Raw genomic sequence first — 24,473 nt, forward strand, 5'->3', positions numbered from 1 at the left:
CGCGCTGACGAAGACCGTCCGCGTCGCAATACCGAAGGTGGCGCACGTGGCGATTTCGCACGCCCGGCCAAGCGCGACTTCGACAACCGCGCACCGCGTCGCGCTGACGAAGACCGTCCGCGTCGCAATACCGAAGGTGGCGCACGTGGCGATTTCGCACGCCCGGCCAAGCGCGACTTCGACAACCGCGCACCACGTCGCACTGACGAAGACCGCCCCCGCCGCAACATCGAAGGTGGCGCACGTGGCGATTTCGCCCGTCCGGTCAAGCGCGACTTCGACGACCGCGCACCGCGCCGTTTTGATGAAGATCGTCCCCGCCGCAATGCCGAAGGTGGCGCACGTGGCGATTTCGCACGCCCGGCCAAGCGCGACTTCGACGACCGCACACCACGTCGCACTGACGAAGACCGCCCCCGTCGCAATGCCGAAGGTGGCGCACGTGGCGATTTCGCCCGTCCGGCCAAGCGCGACTTCGACAACCGCGCACCACGTCGCACTGACGAAGACCGCCCCCGCCGCAATACCGAAGGGGCACCGCGTGGCCGCTTTGCTGGCGATGACCGGGATCATCAGGCACAGCGCTCGACGCGTTCCGCCCGTGCACCTCGCGTAGCACGCGACGACGATGACGATATCAAAATCCACCACGACGCCGCCGGCTCGCTGCGTCTGTCCAAGCGCATGTCCGAACTCGGACTCTGCTCGCGCCGCGAAGCCGACGAGTGGATCGCCAAGGGCTGGGTCCGTGTCGATGGCAAGGTCGTGAAGGAACTCGGCACGAAGATCCTGCCGACGCAGGAAATCACCGTCGTGCAAGCGGCGCAGAAAGAACAGGCCAATCGCGTCACGATCCTGCTGCACAAGCCCGTGGGCTACGTCTCCGGACAGGCCGAGGATGGCTACGATCCTGCCGTCGTGCTGGTCACGAGCGAGCATCACTGGGCCGAAGACGATGCCGGCGTACGTTTCTCGCCGTCCCATCTGCGCAGCCTCGCGCCCGCCGGACGTCTCGACATCGACTCGACCGGCCTGCTCGTCCTCACGCAGGACGGTCGTATCGCCAAGCAACTGATCGGTGAAGACTCCGACATCGAGAAGGAGTATCTCGTGCGCGTCTCGTACAACGAGCATTCGCAGAATGTCGAGGCGCATTTCCCGCAGGACCGTCTGGCACTGCTGCGTCACGGCCTGGAGCTCGACGATCAGCCCCTCAAGCCCGCACAAGTCGAGTGGCAGAATCCCGAGCAACTCCGCTTCGTGCTCAAGGAAGGCAAGAAGCGTCAGATTCGCCGCATGTGCGAACTGGTCGGTCTGCATGTGACCGGCCTCAAGCGCGTGCGTATGGGACGCATCACCCTGGGCAACCTGCCCGTGGGCGAATGGCGTTACCTGCGTGCTGGCGAAGGGTTCTGAGCACAGAACTCCGTGCCATGAAAAAGCCCGCCATCAAGGCGGGCTTTTTTTACGTCTCGACCGGTAGACGCCTCGGTCAATCGCGAGCCGACGAACAACCTGCCACCGTCAATCGTCGCTATTCGGATCGAGCCCCGGGAAGAGAATTTCGGTGAAGCCGAACTTGCTGAAATCGGTGATCCGCATCGGGTAGAGCTTGCCGACAAGGTGATCGCATTCATGCTGCACCACGCGGGCGTGGAAGCCTTCTGCCACACGGTCGATAGGCGTGCCGTACTGGTCATATCCTTCGTAGCGCAGCATCGAAAAGCGATTGACCACCCCACGCAGTCCGGGCACCGACAGGCAACCTTCCCAGCCCTCCTCCATGTCCTGCGTGAGCGCCGTGATGACGGGGTTGATCAGCACCGTCTTGGGGACCTCCGGCGCGTCCGGATACCGCTCGTTGTGCTCGAAGCCGAAGATCACCACTTGCAGATCGACCCCGATCTGCGGCGCAGCGAGCCCAGCGCCGTTCGCGTGCTCCATGGTGTCGAACATGTCAGCGATGAGCTCGCTCAACTCGGGCGTGTCGAAACGTTCGACGGGTTTGGCGATGCGCAGCAAGCGCGGATCGCCCATCTTCAGAATGTCGCGAATCATCGGTCGGATCCTCACATCAAAGCGCAGCCAACATCGCGCGCATAGCGTCTTCGTCAAGCACCGGCACCCCCAGCGCCTCGGCCTTCACCAACTTGCTGCCCGCTTCCGCGCCCGCCACGACATAGTCGGTTTTCGCAGAAACGGAGCCGGCAACCTTCGCCCCCCTCTCCTCGAGCATCGCCTTGGCCTCGTCGCGCGAGAGCGTCGGTAACGTGCCCGTCAACACAAACGTCTTGCCCGCCAGCGGCAATGGTGCCACTGCCGCCGGCTCCGACTCCTGCCACGTCACACCGGCCGCCCGCAGTTGCTCGATCACCTCGACATTATGATCTTCGCAGAAGAAATTGTTGATCGATTCGGCCACAATCGGTCCGACGTCGGGAACGGCGAGCAGTTCCGTCAGTTCGGAATCCCGCTTACATACGGCAATCAGATTATCGAGCTTGCCGAAGTGCCGCGCGAGATCCTTCGCCGTCGCCTCGCCCACATGGCGAATCCCTAACGCAAAAATGAACCTCGCGAGCGTCGTATGACGCGCTGCCTCCAGCGCCGCCACGAGGTTGGCCGCCGACTTGTCGGCCATCCGATCGAGCGCCGCCAGCTTCGCCACGCCAAGCTTGAACAAATCCGCCGGGGTCCGAATGATCTGCTGGTCGACGAGTTGCTCGACCAGCTTGTCGCCAAGCCCCTCGATATCGAGTGCACGGCGCTGCGCAAAATGCAGCAGTGCCTGCTTGCGCTGTGCCGCACAAATCAGGCCTCCCGTGCATCGGGCAATCACTTCGTCCGGCAGCTTCTCGATGGCCGAGCCGCACACCGGGCAGGCCGTCGGCATCACGAAGGCGCGCGCATCTTCCGGGCGACGATCGAGCACCGATCCGACGACCTCGGGAATCACGTCCCCCGCGCGACGCACGATCACCGTGTCGCCGATCATCACGTCTTTGCGACGAATTTCGTCCTCGTTATGCAGCGTGGCGTTCGTCACGGTCGCCCCACCGACGAACACCGGCGCCAGCCGGGCCACCGGCGTAATCGCCCCGGTGCGTCCGACCTGGACTTCGATATCAAGCAACGTCGTCAACGCTTCCTGCGCGGGGAATTTGTGCGCGAGCGCGAAGCGCGGCGCCCGCGAGACGAAGCCGAGACGATCCTGCTCGTCGCGGCGATTGACCTTATAGACCACGCCATCGATGTCGTAGGGCAACAACGCTCGCGCCTCACCCACCTCTCGATAGAACGCCAGAAGCCCCTCGGCGCCTTTCACGACCTTGCGCCGCTCGTTCACCGGGATACCCAGCGTGACATACCAGTCGAGCAAGGCCGAGTGGGTTTCCGGCATCGCAACACCCACCAACTCGCCCACGCCATAAGCGAAGAACGACAGCGGACGCTTGGCCGTTATCTTCGAATCGAGCTGACGCAAACTGCCCGCCGCCGCATTGCGCGGGTTGACGAACACCTTCTCGTCCGCCGCTTCCTGCGCCTGATTGAGCTTGTCGAAGTCTGCGCGGAACATCAGCACCTCGCCGCGCACTTCGAGCACCTCGGGCGGGTTGTCGGTCTTGAGGCTCAGCGGAATCTTCTTGATCGTACGGACATTCGCGGTGACGTCCTCCCCTGTGGTCCCGTCGCCGCGCGTTGCCGCCTGGACGAGCACGCCATGCTCGTAGCGCAACGCAATCGCCAAGCCGTCGAACTTCAGCTCGGCGGCATATTCGATGGGCGTCCCGAACAGATCGCCAGACGGCGCACTGGCATCGCGCAGCCCATCGGACACACGACGATCGAACGCCTCGACATCCTCGTCGGCAAAACCATTATTGAGCGACAGCATGGGCACGCGATGCACCACCGGCGCAAAGCCGTCGACCGGCTTACCCCCCACGCGCTGCGTGGGTGAATCGGGGCGCTGCAATTCGGGATAGTCGGTCTCCAGCGCGGCCAGCTCACCGAACAGGCGGTCGTACTCGGCATCAGGAACGAGGGGCGCGTCGTTTTCGTAATACGCGCGGTTGTGGCGCGCCAACTCGATACGCAGCTCGGCGGCGCGTTGTGCAGCCGCCGTTGCGTTGGCGGCCGTAGGGGCGTTCGCGCCCTGACCCGGAACGGAAGTTTGGGACATGCGTGCAAGACTCGGGATACGAGAAGTCAGAATATTATGCCTTCGACCTACACCACCGCGCGTCGTCGATAGGAGGAATCAATCGGAACAAAAACGCCGCTCACCCGGCGGTGAACGGCGTGCATCGAATGCGGCACCGGACGGAACGTCCCGCGCCACTCGCCGGGGATGACCCCCGATAACTTATTGGCTGAACAGACGGCGCGTGACTGGCGAACCCGCCGGCAAACCGCGCGCCTCAAGGCGTTCATAGAGCTTAAGCAACTGCTTGTCGACGTTTTGCAGCGCAGCATCGGAAAGCGGACGGCGCTGGTCGTCAACGACGCGGCCGCCGATGCGCTGCCCGATGGAACGCGCGTAATCGCACATCAGACGGAACGGCAAGAGGTCTTCGTCGGCCACCGGCACGTCGAGCAGCATCGTGATCAGATCGCCGCCCTTGTATGTGAGGTCGTCGCGCAGGAAGTTGGTGTCGCCGAATTGCAGCATGAACACCGGGTTCTGACGTGTATCGAGCTTCACGAAACGCATGCCGTCTCGCGAGAGCAGCAAACCGTCTTGCGTCGCCACCGCCTGCACGTAGTTCGCCGACCAGGGCGCGCCATCCGAGAGCACGTTGACCGACAACTGGGCGTCGCATTGCGCAGCGAAGCTGTCGAGTTCGCGGCCACGGGCGACCGTCTCCATCATCTCGGGCAATTCAGGCAAGGCGTCGACAGCGTCGGCAAGCGTCTGCACGAGGTTCGAAAATTCGGAAAATTCGACTTCGTTCAACGCACCTGCGCGATTCGCCAACTGCACGGCCATACGCAGTTGATGGTAGCGTCCGCCCGTGCGAATCGGCTCCCAGGGCGATTGCTCGTCCGCACGGCCCTCGACGTTGACGGGCTTGCTGCCCGCACGGCGCATACGCACCGTCAGCGGCATGAGACGCTCAGCGGCGACCACGTTCGCCAGCGGCAGCTCGACGACGCAGTCGATGCGCTCGTCGATCACCGGTGGCGGACCGCTCGGCACAGCGGCACGGGCGACCACCGGTGCTGCCGCTGCCACCGGCGAGGCAGCAGGGGCGACGGCTTCGGCAATCGGCGCGGCATGCGTCGCGGGCGCAACAGGGGGGGTGTGAGCAGCCACCGTCCCCTCGGTCTTCGCCGCGACCGGCTCGGCGTCCGGGGCGCCCGCTGCCGCGGCGGCAGCCCCCGCCGTAGCGGCGTCTACCGTGTCGTCCGAGGCCAGTTCGGCGTCCACGCGAGCGACCATGCTCGCTGCGGCAGCTTCCTGAGCGTCACGCGCTTGTTCGCTATCGTCATGGGCATGTACCACCGGTTCAGGCGCGGCATCCTGAGCGGCGCGCTTGCGTGCGGCAGGCGGCGCATCCCAGGCGTCTTCGTTGATGGCGAAGGCATCCTGCACGGACGTGCCAGTCGCCGTCGGGTTCAGCGTCGGCTCACGACGTTCGCCAGACTGCGCGGGCACGCGCGGCGGCGAAAGCGTAGGTTCAATGAACGGGCGGTCGTCGTCGGCGTCGGGCGTCCCGGCGGTCGCATCGATACCGGCACCATCGACCGGCATGCGACGCGGTATGCGCGCGCGTGCCTTGCTGCCCTGCCAGGCGTTATATGCCACGACCCCCAGCAGTACCACTACCCCTGCGGCAATCAAGCTCAGCTGCAGTTCATTCATGCGCGGCGTTCCTCTCTCTTCTCCATCGTGGGCGCGGGGTCAGGCGATCTCGGCCAGATTGATCGCTGATTCCATGTCCACTGCCACGATCCGCGACACCCCTTGTTCCTGCATGGTGACGCCGATGAGCTGATTGGCCATTTCCATCGCGATTTTGTTGTGCGAAATAAATACGAATTGGGTACGGTCCGACATGCGCGCCACCATCTTGGCGTAGCGCTCGGTGTTGGCGTCGTCGAGCGGCGCGTCCACCTCGTCAAGCAAACAGAACGGCGCCGGATTGAGCTGGAACATCCCGAACACCAGCGCAATGGCCGTAAGCGCCTTCTCTCCACCAGACAGCAGATGGATCGTAGAGTTCTTCTTGCCTGGCGGTTGTGCCATGACTTGCACGCCGGCGTCGAGAATTTCGTCGCCGGTCATGATGAGTTTTGCCTGTCCGCCGCCGAACAGCATCGGGAACAGTTCGCCGAAATGCTTGTTCACTTCGTCGAACGTGCCTTGCAGCAGCACGCGCGTTTCTTCGTCGATCTTGCGGATGGCGCCTTCGAGCGTGTCGATGGCGTCGTTCAGGTCGGCCGACTGCGCGTCGAGGAAAACCTTGCGCTCGCGCGCCGTCTCCAGCTCTTCGAGCGCGGCCATGTTGACCGGGCCGAGCGCATTGATCGCATTGTTGATGCGCGTGACTTCGCCTTGCAGATACGACGGTTTCATATCCGCCGTCAGTTTCGCGGAGAGCGCCTCTTCATCGACCTCCGCGGTCGTCAACTGCTCGACGAACTGCTCGCGATTCAGGCGTGCGGCCTGCTCCTTCAACTGCAATTCCGTGATGCGGTCGCGCAGCGGCTGCAAACCGCGCTCGGCGGCCAGCCGTTCCTCGTCGCTCTGGCGCAACTTCTGCGTGAGCGCTTCGAGTTCGATACGCGCGGCGCCCAGAATCTCTTCCTTCTCGGCGCGCAATTCGAGCGCATCCTGCAAACCGTTCTCGGCCGTCTGCTCGGTGATCTGCGCGAGCTCCGCCTGCGCCTGCTCGATCGACACAACGAGACGTTCGGCCTGTTCGAGCGCCGTCTGAATATTGCGACGATGCTCGTCGATCTTGCTGGAAATGCCCTTCTGTCCGTAAGACGCTTCTTGCGCCAGACGCTCCAGTTCGCGGGCGCGATTGCGCGCGTCGGAAAGCTGGCTGTCGAGCGATTCGAATTCGAGTTGGCCGTCTTCGAAGGTCGCCTGCAACTCGGCCAGACGCGCGTCGCTTTGCTCGAAGTTCGCCTCCGAATCGGCGCGCATCGCCAGTTGCTCTTCGATTTGCGCAGCGATTTCGCGCAGTTCTTCGTCGATCTGCGTGCTGCGGGCGTTGTAGCGCTCGTAAGCCTGCGTGAGCTTGAGCACGTCCATCTGCAACGCGTGGACACGCTGCGTGGCACGCTCGGTACGCCCGCGCACTTCGGTCAGCGCCTGCGCTGCCTGGCTGTAAGCTGCCTCGGCGCGCACGGCGCTCGATTTGGCATCGTCCGAGAGCAATGCCTGAGCGCGCAACTGCTTGCCCAGATTCTCGATTTCCTGCTGACGGGCGAGCAAACCGGCCTGCTCGGAGTCCGCTGCGTAAAGCTGCACGCCAACACGCGTGACCTGATGGCCGGCCTTGACGACAATCGACGCGCCCTCGGGCAACTGCGCCCGGGCGACCATGGCTTGCGCCAGATCGTCAGCGACGAAGACATGACCGAGCCATTCCTGCAACACAGCGCGCAGGCCCGGATCGTCGATACGCAGCAACGCGAGCAGCGGACGCAGCGATGCCGGGGCTTCCTGCGGACGTGCGGCCGGGGGCGGCGAATAGAACGCCAGCTTGGCCGGCGGTGCATCGCTCGCGAAGGCCTTGACCCAGTCGAGATTGCTGATTTCCAGCGCGGCGAGACGCTCGCGCAATACCGATTCGAGCGCGTTTTCCCAGCCCGGCTCGATATGCAGCTTTTTCCATAGACGCGGCAATTGCGCCAGCTCGTGCTTGTCGAGCCAGGGTTGCACCTTGCCTTCCGTCTGAACGCTTTCCTGCAACTGCTTGAGCGCGGCAAGACGTGCCTCGAGCTGCGCGATGGTCGCCGCTTCGGATTGCACACGAGCCTGCGCCTCGGCACGCTCGACTTCCAGTCGCGGCAAGCGTTCCTGCGCATCGGCCAGTTCGGCTTGTGCGTCTTCGAGCATCGCCTGATGCTCGGCGAGGTCGGCACGCTGCATCTCCAGCTCGGCTTCGTCAGGCCTGTCGAGCCCGCGAGCCTCGCCCTGCAAACGTTCCTGACGCTGCTGCAACTGCTGCAACGCCTGATCGGCATTGCGCTGATGCGCCGCTTCAAGTTTCAGACTCTGCTCAACCTGAGCGATCTCGCTGCGTTGTTCGTTGAGGAGGTTTTGCGCGTCGCGCCAGCCGGATTCGAGCGCCGGCAGCGCTTCGTTCTGATCGGCGGCCTGATCCTGAGCGGTCGCAGCACGCTCTTCCGCGATGATGAGTTCTTCTTCGGCGAGTGCGAGTTCTTCTTCCGACTGCGCAGAACGGGCCTGCCACTGCTCACGCTGTGACGTGAGCGCCGCCAGTTGCGCCTGCACGCGGTTGCGCGACTCGACGACGTAACGAATCTCGGCCTCGAGACGGCTGACCTCGGAGTTCGCCTCGTACATCTCGCTTTGCGCGGCCTGCACGGCGTCGGTGGCCGTGTAGTGCGCGGCCCGCAGCGTTTCGAGATCGGACTCCGAACCACGCAGCCGCGACATCTGCGCCTCGAGATCGACCTGTGCCGATTCGATGGCGCGCTGCTGACGTGCTTGCTCGTTCTGTGCTTCGTTCTTGCGCAGCAGCCACAGCAGTTGTTGCTTTTCTTCACCGTCGCGTTGCAAGTCCTTGAATCGATTGGCCACGACGGCCTGCGATTCGAGCTTCTCGAGATTGGTGCCGAGCTCGCGCAGAATGTCCTCGACGCGCGTCAGATTCTCACGCGTGTCCTGCAAACGGTTCTCGGTCTCGCGACGACGCTCCTTGTATTTGGACACGCCCGCAGCTTCTTCGAGAAATACGCGCAACTCCTCCGGCTTCGCCTCGATGATGCGCGAGATCATCCCCTGCCCGATGATGGCGTAGGCGCGCGGGCCCAGGCCGGTACCGAGGAAGATGTCCTGAATATCGCGGCGTCGGGCCGGCAGGTTATTGATGTAGTAGCTGGAAGTGCCATCGCGCGTGAGCACACGCTTGACGGCGATTTCGGCGTATTGGCTCCACTGCCCGGCGGCGCGCCCGGCGCTGTTGTCGAACACGAGTTCGACGCTGGCGCGGCTCGCCTGCTTGCGGGCGGTCGATCCGTTGAAGATCACGTCCTGCATCGATTCGCCGCGCAGCTCGGAGGCGCGCGACTCGCCGAGCACCCAGCGCACGGCGTCGATGATGTTGGATTTGCCGCACCCGTTCGGGCCGACGATCCCGACCAGTTGGCCGGGCACCGCGAAGTTCGTCGGGTCGACGAAAGATTTGAAGCCAGCGAGTTTGATGGAGGTCAGACGCACGGCAGGTTCGCTTTATCGGTCATTGAATGATGGGAAAGACGCAGACGCGCTAGCTGGTCCTGTCGGGCCTGCGCACGCTGGCGCGCGCGGGCCGCCTTTCTTGCTTTTTCTTGCGGATTACATCGATATCACGACGGTACGCATCATACCATCGCATCCCCCGCCGTCGCGGATTTACAACGACGTGAATCCGGCAAAATACCGGACAACGCACCGGCTGCCACAATGCACAGTCCACCCGCGATTTCACGTGCACCCAGGCCTTCGCTGGCAAGCCACCAGGACGATATCGCCGCCACCACGATTTCGAACAGCATGATGAGCGCGGCCTGGTTGGCCGGCACGCGCGCCAGACCGAACTGCACAACGACGTTGGTAAGCGCAATGGTGCAACCCAGCGCAAGTGCAACCGCCGCTGTCGCGGCTCCCGAACTCAAGGCCGAGACAGCCTCGCGTGCGCCCTGGATCCCACCGTCGAACGGCAGCACCAGCAGGCCGCCGACCACACAGCCGAGGTAAAGCGTCCAACTGCGCATTTCCGCGCGCACATCCGGCAACGACTGACTGACGCGGCGCAGCAACACGTTATTGAGCGCGAACGCCGCGCCCGCAATGGCGCCCGCCCACTCGCCGGGGTTGTTCGGCACCGGCCAGCCCAGTTCGGGCGTCCAGAGCATCAGCCCGGCCCCGCCCAGCGCCAGCACGATCAACCCCGCACCGCGCAAGCCGACGCGCTCGCCCAGCAGCCAGTGAGCAAACAATGCGGTCCAGACCGGGGTCAGATAGAAAAGCAGCAGCACGCGCATGACATGGCCGTGCGTGGTGCCCCACACGAACGCCACGTTGGTCGTGCCACCGGCGAACGCAACCCCCACGAGCAGCCACGACCAACGCAGCGTGCCGAGCGAGCGGCGATACACCAGCGTGAGCAGCACCAGCGCCACGCTCGCCGTACAGATCTGCGCGGGAACAGCCGCGACGCCCCATCCGGCAAGCACGCGATAGGGAAACCAGGCCAGCCCCCAGACGGACGAGCCGATGAGAATGGCCAGGGCTGGCGCGGCCCGGGCATAAAGTGAGGCGGGCAACGCAGATGCACCGGTGGAATGATGGGAAGTGCTGGAAGCGCCGGAAGCCGGTTCCGGGCCGCGCGCGCCGTTACCGGCTACGGTCATACTGTTGACTCCTGAAAAACCTGAGATACTCCGCAGACATGCCCCATTGGCGCCTCGGAATATGCTGAATTACGCGCCGGTCGCGCTTTGTGCGCGCCGTAACGGTATAATTTTCGCTTTGCCGATCTTGCCACTCTTGAACGCGTCCGGGAACCCCTTTGCGTGATGAAGCGGATAAGCGCAAGCCCATGTCTGGGCCGCCATGCGTCGGTCTGGCACCGAAAAGTCGCGGTGTCGCATGGCGCGCCAGCGCGTCCCGGATCCCGCCCAGTCGCCCTGCGCGTCACCGGGCGGCCGCAAATCAGCTCGACGGTGCCTTGAGCGGCATCGCGAACCCTAGTCCTGAGTCTGTTTGAATCCAAGTGAACCCATTACTCGACAAGCTCCAGCCCTACCCCTTTGAACGCCTGAAATCCCTGGTGGCGGACGTCACGCCCTCCAGCGAATACAAGGCCATCAGCTTCGGCATCGGGGAGCCCAAACACCCGACGCCGCAGTTCATCAAGGAAGCCCTGATCGAAGGGCTGGGCGGTCTCTCGAACTACCCCGCCACCGCGGGGGGTGAGCCGCTGCGCGCGGCCATCGCCCAGTGGCTGGAGCGTCGCTACGCGTTGCCCAACGTGAACCCGGCCACCGAAGTGCTGCCGGTCACGGGCTCGCGCGAGGCACTCTTCTCGTTCGCCCAGGCTGTCGTCGACGGCAGCAAGCCCGGTGCGCGCGTGCTGTGCCCGAACCCGTTCTATCAGATCTACGAGGGCGCAACGCTGCTCGCCGGAGCCACGCCCTATTACGCCGACAGCGATCCGGCGCGCAATTTCGCCCCGGATTACGACTCGGTGCCGGCAGACGTCTGGCGCGATGTCCAGCTCGTCTACCTCTGCTCGCCGGGCAATCCGACCGGCGCCGTGCTGAACCTTGCCGACTGGAAACGTCTGTTCGAACTCTCCGACCAGTACGGTTTCGTGATCGCCTCCGACGAGTGCTACTCCGAAATCTACTTCAACGAAGACAGCGCACCGCTCGGTGGCCTCGCAGCCGCCCAGGCGCTGGGCCGGGGCTTCGAGCGCCTGGTCGTGTTCTCCAGTTTGTCGAAGCGCTCGAACGTGCCGGGCATGCGCTCGGGCTTCGTGGCGGGCGACGCCGCCATCCTCAAGAAATTCCTGCTGTACCGCACGTACCACGGCTGCGCGATGAGCCCGGCCGTGCAGGCGGCGAGCATTGCCGCGTGGAACGACGAAGCGCACGTGCGCCTGAACCGCAGCAAATACGCGAAGAAGTTCCAGACGGTCACGCCGATGCTCGCCGAAGTGCTCGACGTGCGTCTGCCGGACGCCGGTTTCTATCTCTGGGCCAAGGTCGACACGAAGACCGGCCTGTCCGATACGGAATTCACGCGCCGCCTGCTGGCGCAATACAATGTGGCCGTACTGCCCGGGTCTTACCTGGGGCGTGAGGCACACGGCACCAACCCGGCCGAGAACTATGTGCGCATCGCCCTCGTGGCCGATGTCGACGAATGTACCGAAGGCGCCGAGCGCATCGTGAAATTCTGCCAATCCCTTTAATCCTTACTGCAACTGATCCTCGCCATGTCGCAACAACTGCAAACCACCATCGATCAAGCCTGGGATAATCGCGCCAAGATCTCGGCCAAGTCCGCACCCGCCGAAGTGCGCGAGGCTGTCGCCCACGTCATCGCCGAACTCGACAAGGGCGCGCTGCGCGTGGCCCAGAAGCAAGACGGCCAGTGGATCGTGAACCAGTGGATCAAGAAGGCCGTGCTGCTGTCGTTCCGCCTCGAAGACAACGCCGTGATGCCTGCCGGCGGCTTCAGCCAGTTCTACGACAAGGTGCCGAGCAAGTTCGCCGACTACACCGCCGAAGACTTCGCGCGCGGCGGCTTCCGCGTCGTGCCGCCGGCCGTTGCACGCCGTGGCTCGTTCATCGGCAAGAACGTCGTGCTCATGCCGTCGTACACCAACATCGGCGCTTACGTCGATGAAGGTACGATGGTCGACACGTGGGCCACCGTCGGTTCGTGCGCCCAGATCGGCAAGAACGTTCACCTCTCGGGCGGTGTCGGCATCGGCGGCGTGCTCGAACCGCTGCAAGCCAACCCGGTCATCATCGAAGACAACTGCTTCGTCGGCGCCCGTTCGGAAGTTGTGGAAGGCGTGATCGTCGAAGAAAACTCGGTGATCTCGATGGGCGTGTATCTGGGTCAATCGACCAAGATTTACGACCGCGAAACGGGTGAAGTGCACTACGGTCGCGTGCCGGCCGGTTCGGTCGTCGTGCCGGGCAACCTGCCCTCGAAGGACGGCAAGTACAGCTTGTACTGCGCCGTGATCGTGAAGAAGGTCGACGCGCAAACGCGCGCCAAGACGGCCATCAACGATCTGCTGCGCGGCGAATAAGGCCACGCAGGATGGCGAGGCAGATGTCGCGGCGAGTGCCGCGGCGTGTCTGCCTCGTTTTTGTTTTGCAATCGCGACCTCAGGAGTTCAAGCGATGACGGCTGTGCTGTACGGCATTCCCAACTGCGATACCGTGAAGAAGGCGCGCACGTGGCTCGACGAGCACGGCGTGGCGTACGACTTTCACGACTTCAAGAAGGCGGGCGTGAACGACGCACTGCTGGGCACCTGGCTCGCCCAGGTACCGCTGACCACGCTGCTCAACCGCAAGGGCACGACGTGGCGCAAGCTCACGCCGGAACAACAGGCGGCAGCGGCCGATGAGTCGGTCGCGCGCACCCTGATGATCGAAAATCCGTCGCTCATCAAGCGCCCTGTGCTGGTGGCGCACGGCAAGGTTTCCGTGGGCTTCACGCCCGATAGTTACGCCTCACGATTCTGATTTCATGACTTCCTCCCAAGGCGCCACGCTGGCGCTTACCGAGCAACTGATCGCCCGTCACTCGGTGACGCCCGAAGACCGCGACTGCCAGGCCATTCTGGCGCGCCGCCTTACGGCGATCGGCTTCGCGTGCGAGACCATCGCGTCGAACGGCGTGACCAATCTGTGGGCAGTCAAGCGCGGCACGCGCGGCACCGACGGCAAGTTGCTCGTCTTTGCAGGCCACACCGACGTGGTGCCGACAGGCCCCGTCGAGCAATGGCACTCCGATCCGTTTGCGCCCACGCATCGCGACGGCATGCTGTACGGTCGCGGCGCCGCCGATATGAAGACCTCGCTGGCCGCGTTCGTGGTCGCCTCGGAAGAGTTCGTCGCCCAGCACCCGGATCACGCGGGCGCCATCGGCTTTTTGCTCACGAGCGACGAAGAAGGCCCCGCCACCGATGGCACGGTGAAGGTCGTCGAAGCGCTGGCGGCACGCGGCGAGCGTCTGGACTACTGCGTAGTCGGTGAGCCGACCTCGAGCCAGCGTCTGGGCGACATGGTCAAGAACGGCCGTCGTGGGTCGATGTCCGGCAAGCTCGTCGTCAAGGGCGTGCAAGGCCACATTGCCTATCCGCATCTCGCGAAGAACCCGACGCATCTGTTCGCGCCGGCGCTCACCGAGCTCACGCAGACGGTGTGGGACAACGGCAACGAGTACTTCCCGCCCACGACGTGGCAAATCTCGAACATTCACGCAGGCACAGGCGCGACCAATATCATTCCGGGCGAGCTGACAGTGCTGTTCAACTTCCGCTTCTCGACGGCCAGCACGTCGGACGGTCTGCAACAACGCGTACATGAACTGCTCGACCGTCACGGCCTGACGTACACGCTCGACTGGTCGATCAGCGGCCAGCCGTTCCTCACGCCGCGCGGCGATCTGTCAGACGCACTGGCAGGCGCCATTCGCGAGGAAACGGGTCTGGAGACCGAACTGTCGACCACCGGCGGCACGTCCGACGGCCGCTTCATCGCGCGCATCTGCCCGCAGGTCATCGAATTCGGGCCGTGCAACGCGAGCATCCACAAGATCGACGAACACATTGCAGTGGCCGACATCGAGCCGCTCAAGAATGTCTATCGCGGTGTGCTGAAGCGTCTGGTGGCGTAAGGCGTACGAGGCGAATTCATCATGACGACTCACACCACCCATCCCTTCCAGACGTTGCGCGATCTGCTGCGCTACGCCGTCTCTCGCTTCACCGAAGCCGAGCTTGCGTTCGGACACGGCACGGCCACGGCGTACGACGAAGCCGCGTATCTGCTGCTGCACACGCTTCATCTGCCCATCGACACGCTCGATCCATTCCTCGACGCCCGCCTGATGCCCGAGGAAATCGAGCGTGCGCTGTCGGTCATCAATCGCCGTGCGGGCGAGCGCGTTCCCGCGTCGTACATCACGAACGAAGCGTGGATGCACGGCCACCGGTTTTATGTGGACGAGCGCGTCATCGTGCCGCGTTCGTTCATCGGCGAGCTGCTCGAAGACGCTTTGCAGCCATGGGTTGACCACGCCGAGAACGTCGCCGACGTCCTTGAACTGTGCACCGGCTCGGGCTGTCTGGCGATCCTCGCGGCGCAGACGTTCCCCGCGGCACAGATCGACGCCGTCGACATTTCATCGGACGCGCTGGACGTCGCCCGGATCAACGTAGCCGACTACGGCCTCGACGACCAAGTGGCGCTGCACCTGGGCGATCTGTACGCCCCGCTGCCCAAGGGCAAGCGCTACGAGGTCATCATCACCAACCCGCCGTACGTGAACGAAGGGTCGATGCAGGTGCTGCCGCCGGAATACCTTCATGAGCCGCGCCTCGCACTGGTCGGTGGCGACGACGGCATGGACGTGGTCCGGCGCATCATCGCAGGCGCCCGCGAGCATCTGACGGAGAACGGCGTGCTCGTCGTGGAGATCGGCAACGAACGCGACTTCGTGGAAGCTGCGTTCCCCGATCTGCCGATGACGTGGCTGGCTACCAGCGCCGGCGACGACATGGTCTTCCTGGTGCAAGCGGCCGATCTGCCGTAATCTCCCGCCCCGCCGTCATAACCAAGCACCGCCCCAGGACTCGCGCATCGCACTGATGCAGCGAGCCCTCGCCTAAGGTGACACACCCCGGTTACACTCAGGTTCCCGAGTCTTCGCGACTCACGGCATGGAGGAAGGTTGTCCGTCATGGTGCTCAATTGGCTCGACGTCGGCTTTGCCGTCGCCTGTCTCCATGCACTGGGGGTGATCGCCGCGATTCATGCGGTTCTGACGGTGCGGACGTCGCAAGGCGCCGTAGCGTGGGCCGTGTCGCTCGTGACAATGCCCTACCTCACGCTGATCCCCTATCTGTTCCTCGGACGGTCGAAGTTCATCGGCTACGTCGAAGCGCGTCGCGCGCGCAATCAGGCCTTGCAGTCTCGCATGGGGGACACGCAGTGGAGCGGCGAGCCGCCCGTCGCAATGGAAGCGCATCCGGAGTTCGCGGCACTCACCGCCATGACCGGGATGTCGTTCGTGGCGGGCAATCGCGTGCGGCTGCTGGTCAATGGCAGGGCCACGTTCGACGCCATCTTCGCGGCCATCGACCGCGCGCGCGACTACGTCATCGTCCAGTTCTTCATCGTCAAGGACGACGCCCTCGGGCGCGCCCTGTCCGCACGTCTGCTGGCTCGTGCCGCGACGGGCGTGAAGGTGTACTTCCTCTATGACCGGATCGGCAGTCACGATCTGCCGCGCAGCTACTGCGAGAAGCTGCGCCGGGGCGGCGTGCTGGTGCACGAGTTCGCGGCCAAGAAGCGTGGCATTTTCGTCAACCGGTTTCAGTTGAACTTCCGCAATCACCGCAAGGCCGTGGTGATCGATGGCAACGAAGCGTTCATTGGCGGGCACAACGTCGGCGTCGAGTATCTCGGCGAGAAGCCGCCGCTCGCGCCGTGGCGAGACACGCACGTTTGCGTGCGCGGACCAGCGGTGGTCGGGATTCAGCGCGCGTTTGCCGAGGACTGGCACTGGAGCACGGGCACCGTCCCCGAGCTTAACCGCCAGCCTGCCGCCTCCGGTGAAGACATGCATTGTCAGGTGGTGCCGAGCGGCCCGGCGGATCGTCTGGAGACGTCGTCGCTTTTCTTCGTGACGGTCATCAACGCCGCACAAAAGCGCGTGTGGATCACCACGCCCTACTTCGTGCCCGACGAGGCCGTCTTCTCGGCCTTGCGTCTGGCGGTGCTGCGCGGCGTCGACGTGCGCATTCTGATTCCCGACCGTCCCGATCACTACGTGGTGTTCGAAGCCACCACGTCGTATGCGTTCGAAGCTGCGCGCAGCGGCATCAATGTCTATCGCTATCACCACGGCTTCATTCACCAGAAAGTCGTGCTGATCGACGACAACGCGGCGGCGGTCGGCAGCGCCAATCTCGACAACCGCTCGTTCCGCCTGAACTTCGAAATCATGCTGTTGACGGTCGATCGAGGCTTCGCCGACGACGTCGCCTACATGCTCACCAACGACTTCGAACACGCCACATTGCTCAACAAGGACGACTTTCGGACGATTCCGAGATGGCGTCAGATTGTGATGCGTGTGGCACGCCTTTTCGCCCCAATTCTCTAGGCGCCGCGCCGCGCGCATCGCTTTCGTGCGTGCAGACCGGTAAAATGCCGGTTTTGCCGTCCGCCGCGCGCCGGTATCGACGCATCGTCCGACAGATCCCGACGGGATCGACGGTGCGGGCTCCGCGCTCGGCCCCAGGACGAACTGACCCGCTTTCCCCTCGGCCATTTTTTGTGATTCGATTCGAACACCTCAGCCTCGCACGCGGCACCAAGCCGCTCTTCGAGGACACCTCCGTGACGCTCAACCCGAGCGAGCGCGTTGGCCTCGTCGGCGCCAACGGTGCAGGCAAATCCACCCTCTTCGCTCTGTTGCGCGGGCAACTGCACGCCGATGGCGGCGACGTCTTCGTGCCCAGCGGCTGGCGTGTCGCGCACGTGATGCAGGAAACGCCTGCGGTCGAGCGCACGGCACTCGACTACGTGCTTGACGGCGACACGCGACTGCGCGAGATCGAAGCGACCATCGCCGCTGCCGAAGCCGCACACGACGGCCATACGCAGGCCGAGGCGCATGCCGCCTTCGCCGATGCCGACGGGTACACCGCCCCCGCGCGCGGCGAAGCGCTGCTGCTCGGCCTCGGCTTCACGCTTGCGCAAACGCAACTGCCCGTCGCCAGCTTCTCGGGTGGCTGGCGTATGCGGCTGAATCTGGCGCAGGCGCTCATGTGCCCGTCCGATCTGTTGTTGCTTGACGAACCGACCAACCACCTGGATCTGGACGCCATCGTCTGGCTCGAAGATTGGCTCAAGCGTTATCCCGGCACGCTGATCGTGATTTCGCACGACCGCGAATTTCTGGACGAGGTCTGCAACGTCACGCTGCATATCGATAACCAGCAGATCAAGCGTTACGGCGGCAACTACAGCCAGTTCGAAATCCTGCGCGGCCAGCAACTGACGCTGCAACAAAGCGCGTTCGAGAAGCAGAAGAAGACGATTGCGCACCTGGAGTCGTTCATCACGCGCTTCAAGGCCAAGGCCTCGAAGGCGCGTCAGGCACAGAGCCGCATGAAGGCGCTCGAGAAGATGGAGCGCATTGCGCCCGCGCACGTCGCGTCGCCGTTCACGTTCGAATTCCGGCCAGCCGACACGGCGCCGAACCCAATGCTCGTGCTTGAGGCCGTTCGCTGCGGCTACGCCCTTGAGGACGGTACCGAGAAGACCATCCTGCCGCACGTCACGATGTCGGTGCAGAACGAGCAGCGCATCGGCCTGCTGGGCGCCAACGGTCAGGGTAAATCGACGCTCATCAAGACGCTCGCCGGCACGCTTATGCCACTGGCCGGCACCGTGAAAACCGGCAAGGGACTGCAGATCGGCTACTTCGCGCAGCATCAGGTCGAAACGCTGCGTCATGATGATTCGCCGCTGCAACACTTGCAGCGACTCGCGCCCGACACGCGCGAACAGGAATTGCGCGACTTTCTCGGCGGGTTCAACTTCCGTGGGGACATGGCGACGGCGTCGATCGCCCCGTTCTCCGGTGGCGAGAAGGCGCGTCTGGCGCTCGCGCTCATCATCTGGCAGAAGCCAAATCTGCTGCTGCTCGACGAGCCGACCAACCACCTGGATCTCGAAACGCGTCACGCCCTCACGATGGCGCTCGCGCAGTTCGATGGCACGCTGATTCTCGTCTCGCACGACCGGCATTTGCTGCGTGCAACGACCGACCAGTTCCTGCTCGTCGCCGGTGGCGAAGTGAAGACGTTCGACGGCGATCTGGACGATTATCGCGACTGGCTGCTGCAACACGCGGCGGACCAGCGCGCGGCCGCACGCGAGGCCAGCAGCGGCACCGGGGATAGCACCAACGGTGACGACGGCGTCAATCGCAAGGATCAGAAGCGGGCCGAAGCGCAGGAACGTCAGCGCCTGTCGCAGTTGCGCAAGCCGCTTCAGCGCAAGATCGAAAAGCTGGAGCAGTCGATGGGCAAGCTCTCGGACGAGAAGGCCCGCCTCGACGCCATCCTCGCCGACAGCAGCACCTATGAAGAGGCGAAGAAGGCGCTGTTGACCGACAGCCTCAAGCAGCAGGCGGACGTCACGGCCAAGCTCGCGGACATCGAAGCCGAATGGCTCGAAGCCCAGGAAGCGCTCGAACAGATCGCCTGATGGGAACGGTGGGCGGTGCGCAGCGCACGGCGCATGCGCTCGCGTCACCCTCGCCGCCCTCCGCTTCGAAACGCCTAAACCGAAAAGCACCGTTACGCCCCTAACGCCCCTAACGCCCCTAACGCCCGTTACGCCCGTTACGCCGCGCATTCCAACCCACCGGATACGGGAGCAATCGCAGCAAAGCGCCGCGAAACCTCGCAAAAAAATGCCGCTTCGATTTGCACCGAAGCGGCATTTTTGTCTGAATCGAATGGCATTGCGGTCGCGGCGTCGCGGTCGCAAATGACGACCGGCCGCGAACCGCTTGCGCCGAACTACAACCCCGCCACCACCGAGATCGCCTGCTCCAAACGGTCGACAGCGTGCACTTCAAGACCGTCGATAGGCTGCTTGGGCGCATTCGCCTTCGGAATGATCGCAATCGAGAAACCGAGCTTGGCCGCTTCCTTGAGACGATCCTGTCCGCGCGGGCTCGGCCGGATCTCGCCCGCCAGCCCCACCTCACCGAACGCCACGATGCCGCGCGGCAGCGCCTTGTTACGCAGCGACGAATGAATCGAGAGCAACACGGCCAGGTCGGCCGCCGGTTCCGTGATCTTCACGCCACCCACGGCATTCAAAAAGACGTCCTGATCGAAGCAGGCGATGCCTGCGTGACGATGCATCACCGCCAGCAACATCGCCAGCCGGTTCTGCTCCAGCCCCACCGCCAGACGCCGCGGATTCGGCACCTGCGCCGTATCGACCAGCGCCTGCACCTCGACGAGCAACGGTCGCGTGCCCTCTTGCGTCACGAGTACGCACGAGCCGGGCACGCTCTGTTCATGTTGCGAGAGGAACAGCGCCGACGGATTGGCCACGCCGCGCAGGCCCTTCTCCGTCATCGCGAACACGCCCAACTCGTTCACGGCGCCGAAGCGATTCTTGAACGCACGCACCAGACGGTACGACGAGTGCGTATCGCCCTCGAAATACAGCACCGTGTCAACGATGTGTTCGAGCACACGCGGCCCCGCAAGGCTGCCCTCTTTCGTTACGTGACCGACCATGATGACCGTCACGCCGCTTTGTTTTGCGCTGCGCGTGAGTTGCGCCGCGCATTCGCGGACCTGCGCCACCGAACCGGGCGCCGAGGTCAGCGCCTCCGAATAGATCGTCTGGATCGAGTCGATGACTACGACGTCAGGCTTCTCCGTCTCGATCGTGCCGAGGATCTTCTCAAGCTGAATTTCCGCCAGCAGATCGAGCTCCCCCCCACCTTCGCCCGCCGCGCCGAGGCCGAGCCGCTGCGCGCGCAACGCAATCTGCGCACCCGACTCTTCGCCACTCACATACAACGCGCGACGCTCACGCGCCAGATGCGCGAGCGATTGCAGCAGCAGTGTCGATTTGCCGATGCCGGGGTCGCCGCCGATGAGCACCACGCCGCCCGCGACGAGACCGCCGCCCAGCACGCGGTCGAATTCGCTCACGCCACTCGAAAAGCGCGGAACGTCGGAGGCCTCGATCTCCGCCAGCTTGCGTACTGGCGTGCTCTTGGCGAGCGATTGATATCGATGCCCGGTGGAGGTTTCCGCCACGGACTCGACAAGGGTGTTCCAGCCGTTGCAGTTCGGGCATTGGCCCGCCCATTTGGGCGTCTGGCCACCGCACTCGGTACAGATATAGACGGTCTTGGCTTTAGCCATTAGGGCGATCCTGTCGTGACGCTCAGATAGCGTGAACCGGCACGCGACGCGCCAACGCACACATCAATTCATAGCCCAGCGTGCCAGCCGATGCCGCGACCTCGTCGATGCACAGACCGCGTCCCCACAACGTGACAGACGTCCCCACACGGGCTTGCGGCACGGGCGTGAGATCGACGGACAACATATCCATCGACACGCGACCGATCGTGCGCGTACGCACGCCGTCGACCAGAATCGGCGTGCCCGAGGGCGCCACGCGCGGATAGCCGTCGGCATAACCGCAAGCAACGGTGCCCACGCGCATGGGTGTGTCGGTGACAAAGGTGCTGCCGTAGCCAACCGAGCCGCCTGCGGGCACGTCCTGAATGCCGATCAATTCGGCTTCGAGCGTCATCGCGGGTTGCAGGTCGAGCTCCGCTGCGGTGACTTCGAGCCCCTTGGGCGACGAACCGTAGAGCATGATGCCCGGACGCACCCAGGCGCCATGCGCGCCCGAATGGAACAGCGTGCCCGCGGAGTTGCAGAGGCTGCGCTCGCCGGGCACATCGGATGCACCGCGCTCGAACGTCTCCATCTGATACTGGATGCCGCGCTCGCCGTCCGCATCGGAGAAATGAGTCATCAGCACAATCTGGCTCACGCCGGCAATCGCGCGAGCGCGCTCCCATGCCGTGCGAAAACGCTCGGGGGCGAAGCCCAGGCGGTTCATGCCCGAGTTCATCTTGAGCTGAATATTGAGCGGCTTCGTCAGACGCGTGGTCTCCAGCATGCGCAGCTGGTCATCGCTGTGCACGGTGGTCGTGAGGCCGTATTTGTCGACGATGGCGAGGTCCTCCGGCTTGAAGAAGCCTTCGAGCAACAGGATGGGACCGGCCCAGCCGAGTTCGCGCACACGCACGGCTTCATCGAGGTCGAGCAGGCCGAAGCCGTCGGCATCGCGCAAACCGGGGTACGCGTTTTCGATGCCGTGCCCGTAGGCATTGGCCTTAATCACGGCCCAGACCTTAGCGTTGGGCGCGCGGCGGCGCGCGACATCGAGATTGTGGGCGAGTGCTGCGGTATGAATCGAAGCTTTGATTGGACGAGGCATAGCAGGAATCGAATCGGAGGAGAAGCTCGCCGGCACAGGCCGGCGGCATAACGCATCGGCATATTTTCGTGTTATAAAGCCGTGCGCACAACTTGTTTTGCCGAAATCTTTTTCCCGATAACAATATCGGTCTCAGACCGAGGGCGACCGGGCGCCCGACACGGGGGCATCAAGACCGAAAATACGGTCGATTAGCGACATTTGCACGGCCGATGAGCGCAGATACCCCTGTGTTTAAGCCCGGTTTCTTCCCGTCTGGATATCCCTCGCGGGTACCGCGGATTCCGACAACCGAGACACGCAAGTTTTACGCCGCACGGGATCGACTCAAGTACCGATGAAGAAAGGCTTTTACACCATCATGGCCGCGCAGTTTTTTTCGTCGCTGGCCGACAATGCATTGCTGATTGCGGCAATCGCACTCCTGAAAGATCTGCATTCCCCGCAGTGGATGACACCGCTGCTCAAACTCTTCTTCGTTCTCTCGTACGTCATTCTCGCCGCCTATGTCGGTGCGTTCGCCGACTCGATGCCCAAGGGCAAGGTCATGTTCATCAGCAACTCGATCAAGGTCGCAGGCTGTCTGATGATGCTGTTCGGCTCGCATCCGCTCATTGCATACGGTGTGGTGGGCTTCGGCGCGGCGGCGTACTCGCCCGCGAAGTACGGGATTCTCACGGAGCTATTGCCCGCCGAGAAACTCGTCGCCGCGAATGGCTGGATCGAAGGACTCACCGTCAGTTCGATCATTCTCGGTACGGTGCTGGGTGGCGCACTCATCAGTCCGCACATCTCGGCATGGGTCTTGCATTACACGCCTGAAGTGATCAACTCGCCCGCGATGGCCTCGATGGTCGTCATCATGGGGATCTACGTGATTGCCGCGCTGTTCAATCTGCGCATTCCCGACACGGGCGCACGCTATGCGCGTCAGGAACGCAATCCGATCAAACTCGTTTCCGATTTCGCCGATTGCTTCGTCACGCTCTGGCGCGACAAGCTGGGCCAGATCTCGCTCGCTGTCACCACGCTCTTCTGGGGTGCGGGCGCAACGCTGCAATTCATCGTGCTGCGCTGGGCCGAAAAGGCGCTCGGCATGACGCTGTCCGAAGGGGCCATTCTCCAGGCCGTGTCGGCCGTCGGCGTGGCCATCGGCGCCATCGTGGCTGCCTCGCGCATTCCGCTAAAACGCTCGCTCTGCGTGCTGCCCGTGGGCATCGCCATGGGCGTTGCCGTGATGGCCATGGCCTTCTTCTCCAAAGATCTGCTGCCCTGGGGCACCCAGTGGAAAGTGCCGCTGTATCTGATCGTCTCGTACATCTTCCTCGTCATCGTCGGCGCGCTCGCGGGTTTCTTCGTGGTCCCGATGAATGCCCTGCTCCAGCACCGTGGCCACGTACTGCTCTCGGCCGGTCACTCGATCGCCGTGCAGAACTTCAACGAGAATCTGTCGGTACTCATCATGCTGTGCCTCTACGCACTGCTGATCTGGTTCAACGTGCCGGTCGGTGTCGTCATCATTCTGTTCGGCGTGTTCGTGTCGGGCACGATGTGGCTCGTGATGAAGCGCCATCAGGCCAACCAGCGCGAATTCGATTCGGTCGCGCTCATCGGCGAAATCAAGCATTGATATGAATTTGCGTCAGTCGTCCCCCTCGATGATTCCCATCGCACTCACCATCGCCGGCTCGGACTCCGGCGGTGGCGCTGGCATCCAGGCCGATCTCAAGACCTTCTCCGCACTCGGCGCCTACGGTGCCAGCGTGATCACCGCACTCACCGCGCAGAACACGCAGGGCGTGACGGGCATTCACACGCCGCCGGCGAGCTTCGTCACGGCGCAGATGGACGCCGTCTTTCAGGATCTCGATGTCGACGCCGTCAAGCTCGGCATGCTCGCGAACGCCGAGGTCGTGCTTGCGGTGGCTGCCGGATTGCGCCGGTACAAGCCGCGCTTCGTCGTGCTCGATACGGTCATGATTTCGAAGAGCGGTCATGCGCTGCTGCAACCGGACGCCGTCGCCGCATTGCGCGACGAACTGCTGCCGCTGGCCGATCTGATCACGCCCAACTTGCCCGAAGCGGCGGCGTTGCTGGGTGTCGCCGCGGCGACCGACGAAGGTGAGATGGAGCGCCAGGCGCAGGCACTACGGGCGTTGGGCGCACGCAATGTGCTGGTCAAGGGAGGTCATCTGGCCGGTGATCTGAGCCCGGACTGGCTCGTGAGCGCCACAGGTGTCGAGCGCTTCAATGCGCCGCGCATCGCCGCCCATAACACGCACGGTACGGGCTGCACGCTCTCGGCTGCGCTAGCGGCGTTGAGGCCGCGGCGTGACAACTGGTCGGACACCGTGCGCGACGCCAAGGCGTATCTCAATGGCGCACTCGCGGCCAGCGACGAACTTCGCGTCGGCAAGGGGATCGGGCCGGTGCATCACTTCCACGCGGTCTGGCCCAAGGGCTGACGCATC

17 protein-coding genes are annotated in these 24,473 nt (G+C 63.8%); 10 read left to right on the forward strand and 7 right to left on the reverse strand.

The features are described from left to right. A partial coding sequence (locus ACIPHM_RS02660) for a pseudouridine synthase (RefSeq protein ID WP_400324329.1) occupies positions 1-1,416 on the forward strand: 1,416 nt, incomplete at its 5' end. A 108-nt stretch (positions 1,417-1,524) separates the two neighbouring features. Here the strand turns inward: ACIPHM_RS02660 and def are convergent. The 5 genes from def to ACIPHM_RS02685 form a co-directional block, all read right to left on the reverse strand. Continuing rightward, positions 1,525-2,058: a peptide deformylase gene (gene def, locus ACIPHM_RS02665; protein WP_400324331.1), complete on the reverse strand. Its 534-nt coding sequence runs from the start codon at positions 2,056-2,058 to the stop codon at positions 1,525-1,527. A gap of 16 nt (positions 2,059-2,074) precedes the next feature. Beyond that, a complete protein-coding gene (gene ligA, locus ACIPHM_RS02670; protein WP_400324333.1) occupies positions 2,075-4,183 on the reverse strand; it encodes an NAD-dependent DNA ligase LigA in 2,109 nt (702 codons plus the stop codon). Positions 4,184-4,366: 183 nt separating this feature from the next. Then, on the reverse strand, positions 4,367-5,866 hold the full coding sequence (locus tag ACIPHM_RS02675; RefSeq protein ID WP_400324335.1) for a cell division protein ZipA C-terminal FtsZ-binding domain-containing protein: 1,500 nt from the start codon (positions 5,864-5,866) through the stop codon (positions 4,367-4,369). A gap of 39 nt (positions 5,867-5,905) precedes the next feature. Beyond that, positions 5,906-9,421 (reverse strand): chromosome segregation protein SMC, encoded by a 3,516-nt coding sequence (smc, locus tag ACIPHM_RS02680; protein WP_400324337.1) that lies wholly within the window; start codon positions 9,419-9,421, stop codon positions 5,906-5,908. 143 nt (positions 9,422-9,564) lie between these two features. Further along, positions 9,565-10,596, reverse strand: a complete 1,032-nt coding sequence (locus tag ACIPHM_RS02685; RefSeq protein ID WP_400324339.1) for a DMT family transporter — start codon at positions 10,594-10,596, stop codon at positions 9,565-9,567. 362 nt (positions 10,597-10,958) lie between these two features. On the opposite strand from ACIPHM_RS02685, the gene dapC reads away from it, so the two are divergent. The 7 genes from dapC (at position 10,959) to ACIPHM_RS02720 (ending at position 19,218) form a co-directional block, all read left to right on the forward strand. Further along, positions 10,959-12,161, forward strand: coding sequence for a succinyldiaminopimelate transaminase (gene dapC / locus ACIPHM_RS02690; RefSeq protein ID WP_400324340.1), 1,203 nt, complete (start codon positions 10,959-10,961; stop codon positions 12,159-12,161). A gap of 24 nt (positions 12,162-12,185) precedes the next feature. Beyond that, positions 12,186-13,013, forward strand: a complete 828-nt coding sequence (dapD, locus tag ACIPHM_RS02695; protein WP_400324342.1) for a 2,3,4,5-tetrahydropyridine-2,6-dicarboxylate N-succinyltransferase — start codon at positions 12,186-12,188, stop codon at positions 13,011-13,013. Between the two features lie 94 nt (positions 13,014-13,107). Continuing rightward, complete coding sequence (locus tag ACIPHM_RS02700) at positions 13,108-13,455, forward strand: ArsC family reductase (RefSeq protein WP_400324344.1); 348 nt, start codon at positions 13,108-13,110, stop codon at positions 13,453-13,455. Positions 13,456-13,459: 4 nt separating this feature from the next. Then, complete coding sequence (gene dapE, locus ACIPHM_RS02705; RefSeq protein ID WP_400324346.1) at positions 13,460-14,611, forward strand: succinyl-diaminopimelate desuccinylase; 1,152 nt, start codon at positions 13,460-13,462, stop codon at positions 14,609-14,611. A 21-nt stretch (positions 14,612-14,632) separates the two neighbouring features. Further along, positions 14,633-15,529, forward strand: coding sequence for a 50S ribosomal protein L3 N(5)-glutamine methyltransferase (gene prmB / locus ACIPHM_RS02710; protein ID WP_400324348.1), 897 nt, complete (start codon positions 14,633-14,635; stop codon positions 15,527-15,529). A 147-nt stretch (positions 15,530-15,676) separates the two neighbouring features. Then, on the forward strand, positions 15,677-17,104 hold the full coding sequence (cls, locus tag ACIPHM_RS02715) for a cardiolipin synthase (RefSeq protein WP_400324349.1): 1,428 nt from the start codon (positions 15,677-15,679) through the stop codon (positions 17,102-17,104). A 173-nt stretch (positions 17,105-17,277) separates the two neighbouring features. Then, positions 17,278-19,218, forward strand: a complete 1,941-nt coding sequence (locus tag ACIPHM_RS02720; RefSeq protein ID WP_400324351.1) for an ATP-binding cassette domain-containing protein — start codon at positions 17,278-17,280, stop codon at positions 19,216-19,218. 317 nt (positions 19,219-19,535) lie between these two features. On the opposite strand, the gene radA is transcribed toward ACIPHM_RS02720, so the two are convergent. Both radA and alr read right to left on the reverse strand, forming a co-directional pair. Then, positions 19,536-20,909, reverse strand: coding sequence for a DNA repair protein RadA (radA, locus tag ACIPHM_RS02725; protein ID WP_400324353.1), 1,374 nt, complete (start codon positions 20,907-20,909; stop codon positions 19,536-19,538). A 22-nt stretch (positions 20,910-20,931) separates the two neighbouring features. Then, positions 20,932-22,002: an alanine racemase gene (gene alr / locus ACIPHM_RS02730; protein WP_400324355.1), complete on the reverse strand. Its 1,071-nt coding sequence runs from the start codon at positions 22,000-22,002 to the stop codon at positions 20,932-20,934. 337 nt (positions 22,003-22,339) lie between these two features. Here alr and lplT point away from each other — a divergent pair, with 337 nt between their 5' ends. After that, complete coding sequence (gene lplT / locus ACIPHM_RS02735) at positions 22,340-23,632, forward strand: lysophospholipid transporter LplT (protein WP_400324357.1); 1,293 nt, start codon at positions 22,340-22,342, stop codon at positions 23,630-23,632. A gap of 1 nt (position 23,633) precedes the next feature. Further along, positions 23,634-24,467, forward strand: coding sequence for a bifunctional hydroxymethylpyrimidine kinase/phosphomethylpyrimidine kinase (gene thiD, locus ACIPHM_RS02740; protein WP_400324359.1), 834 nt, complete (start codon positions 23,634-23,636; stop codon positions 24,465-24,467). Positions 24,468-24,473: the final 6 nt, after the last annotated feature.

Source organism: Pandoraea sp. NPDC087047, assembly GCF_044745225.1.
Lineage (GTDB): Bacteria > Pseudomonadota > Gammaproteobacteria > Burkholderiales > Burkholderiaceae > Pandoraea.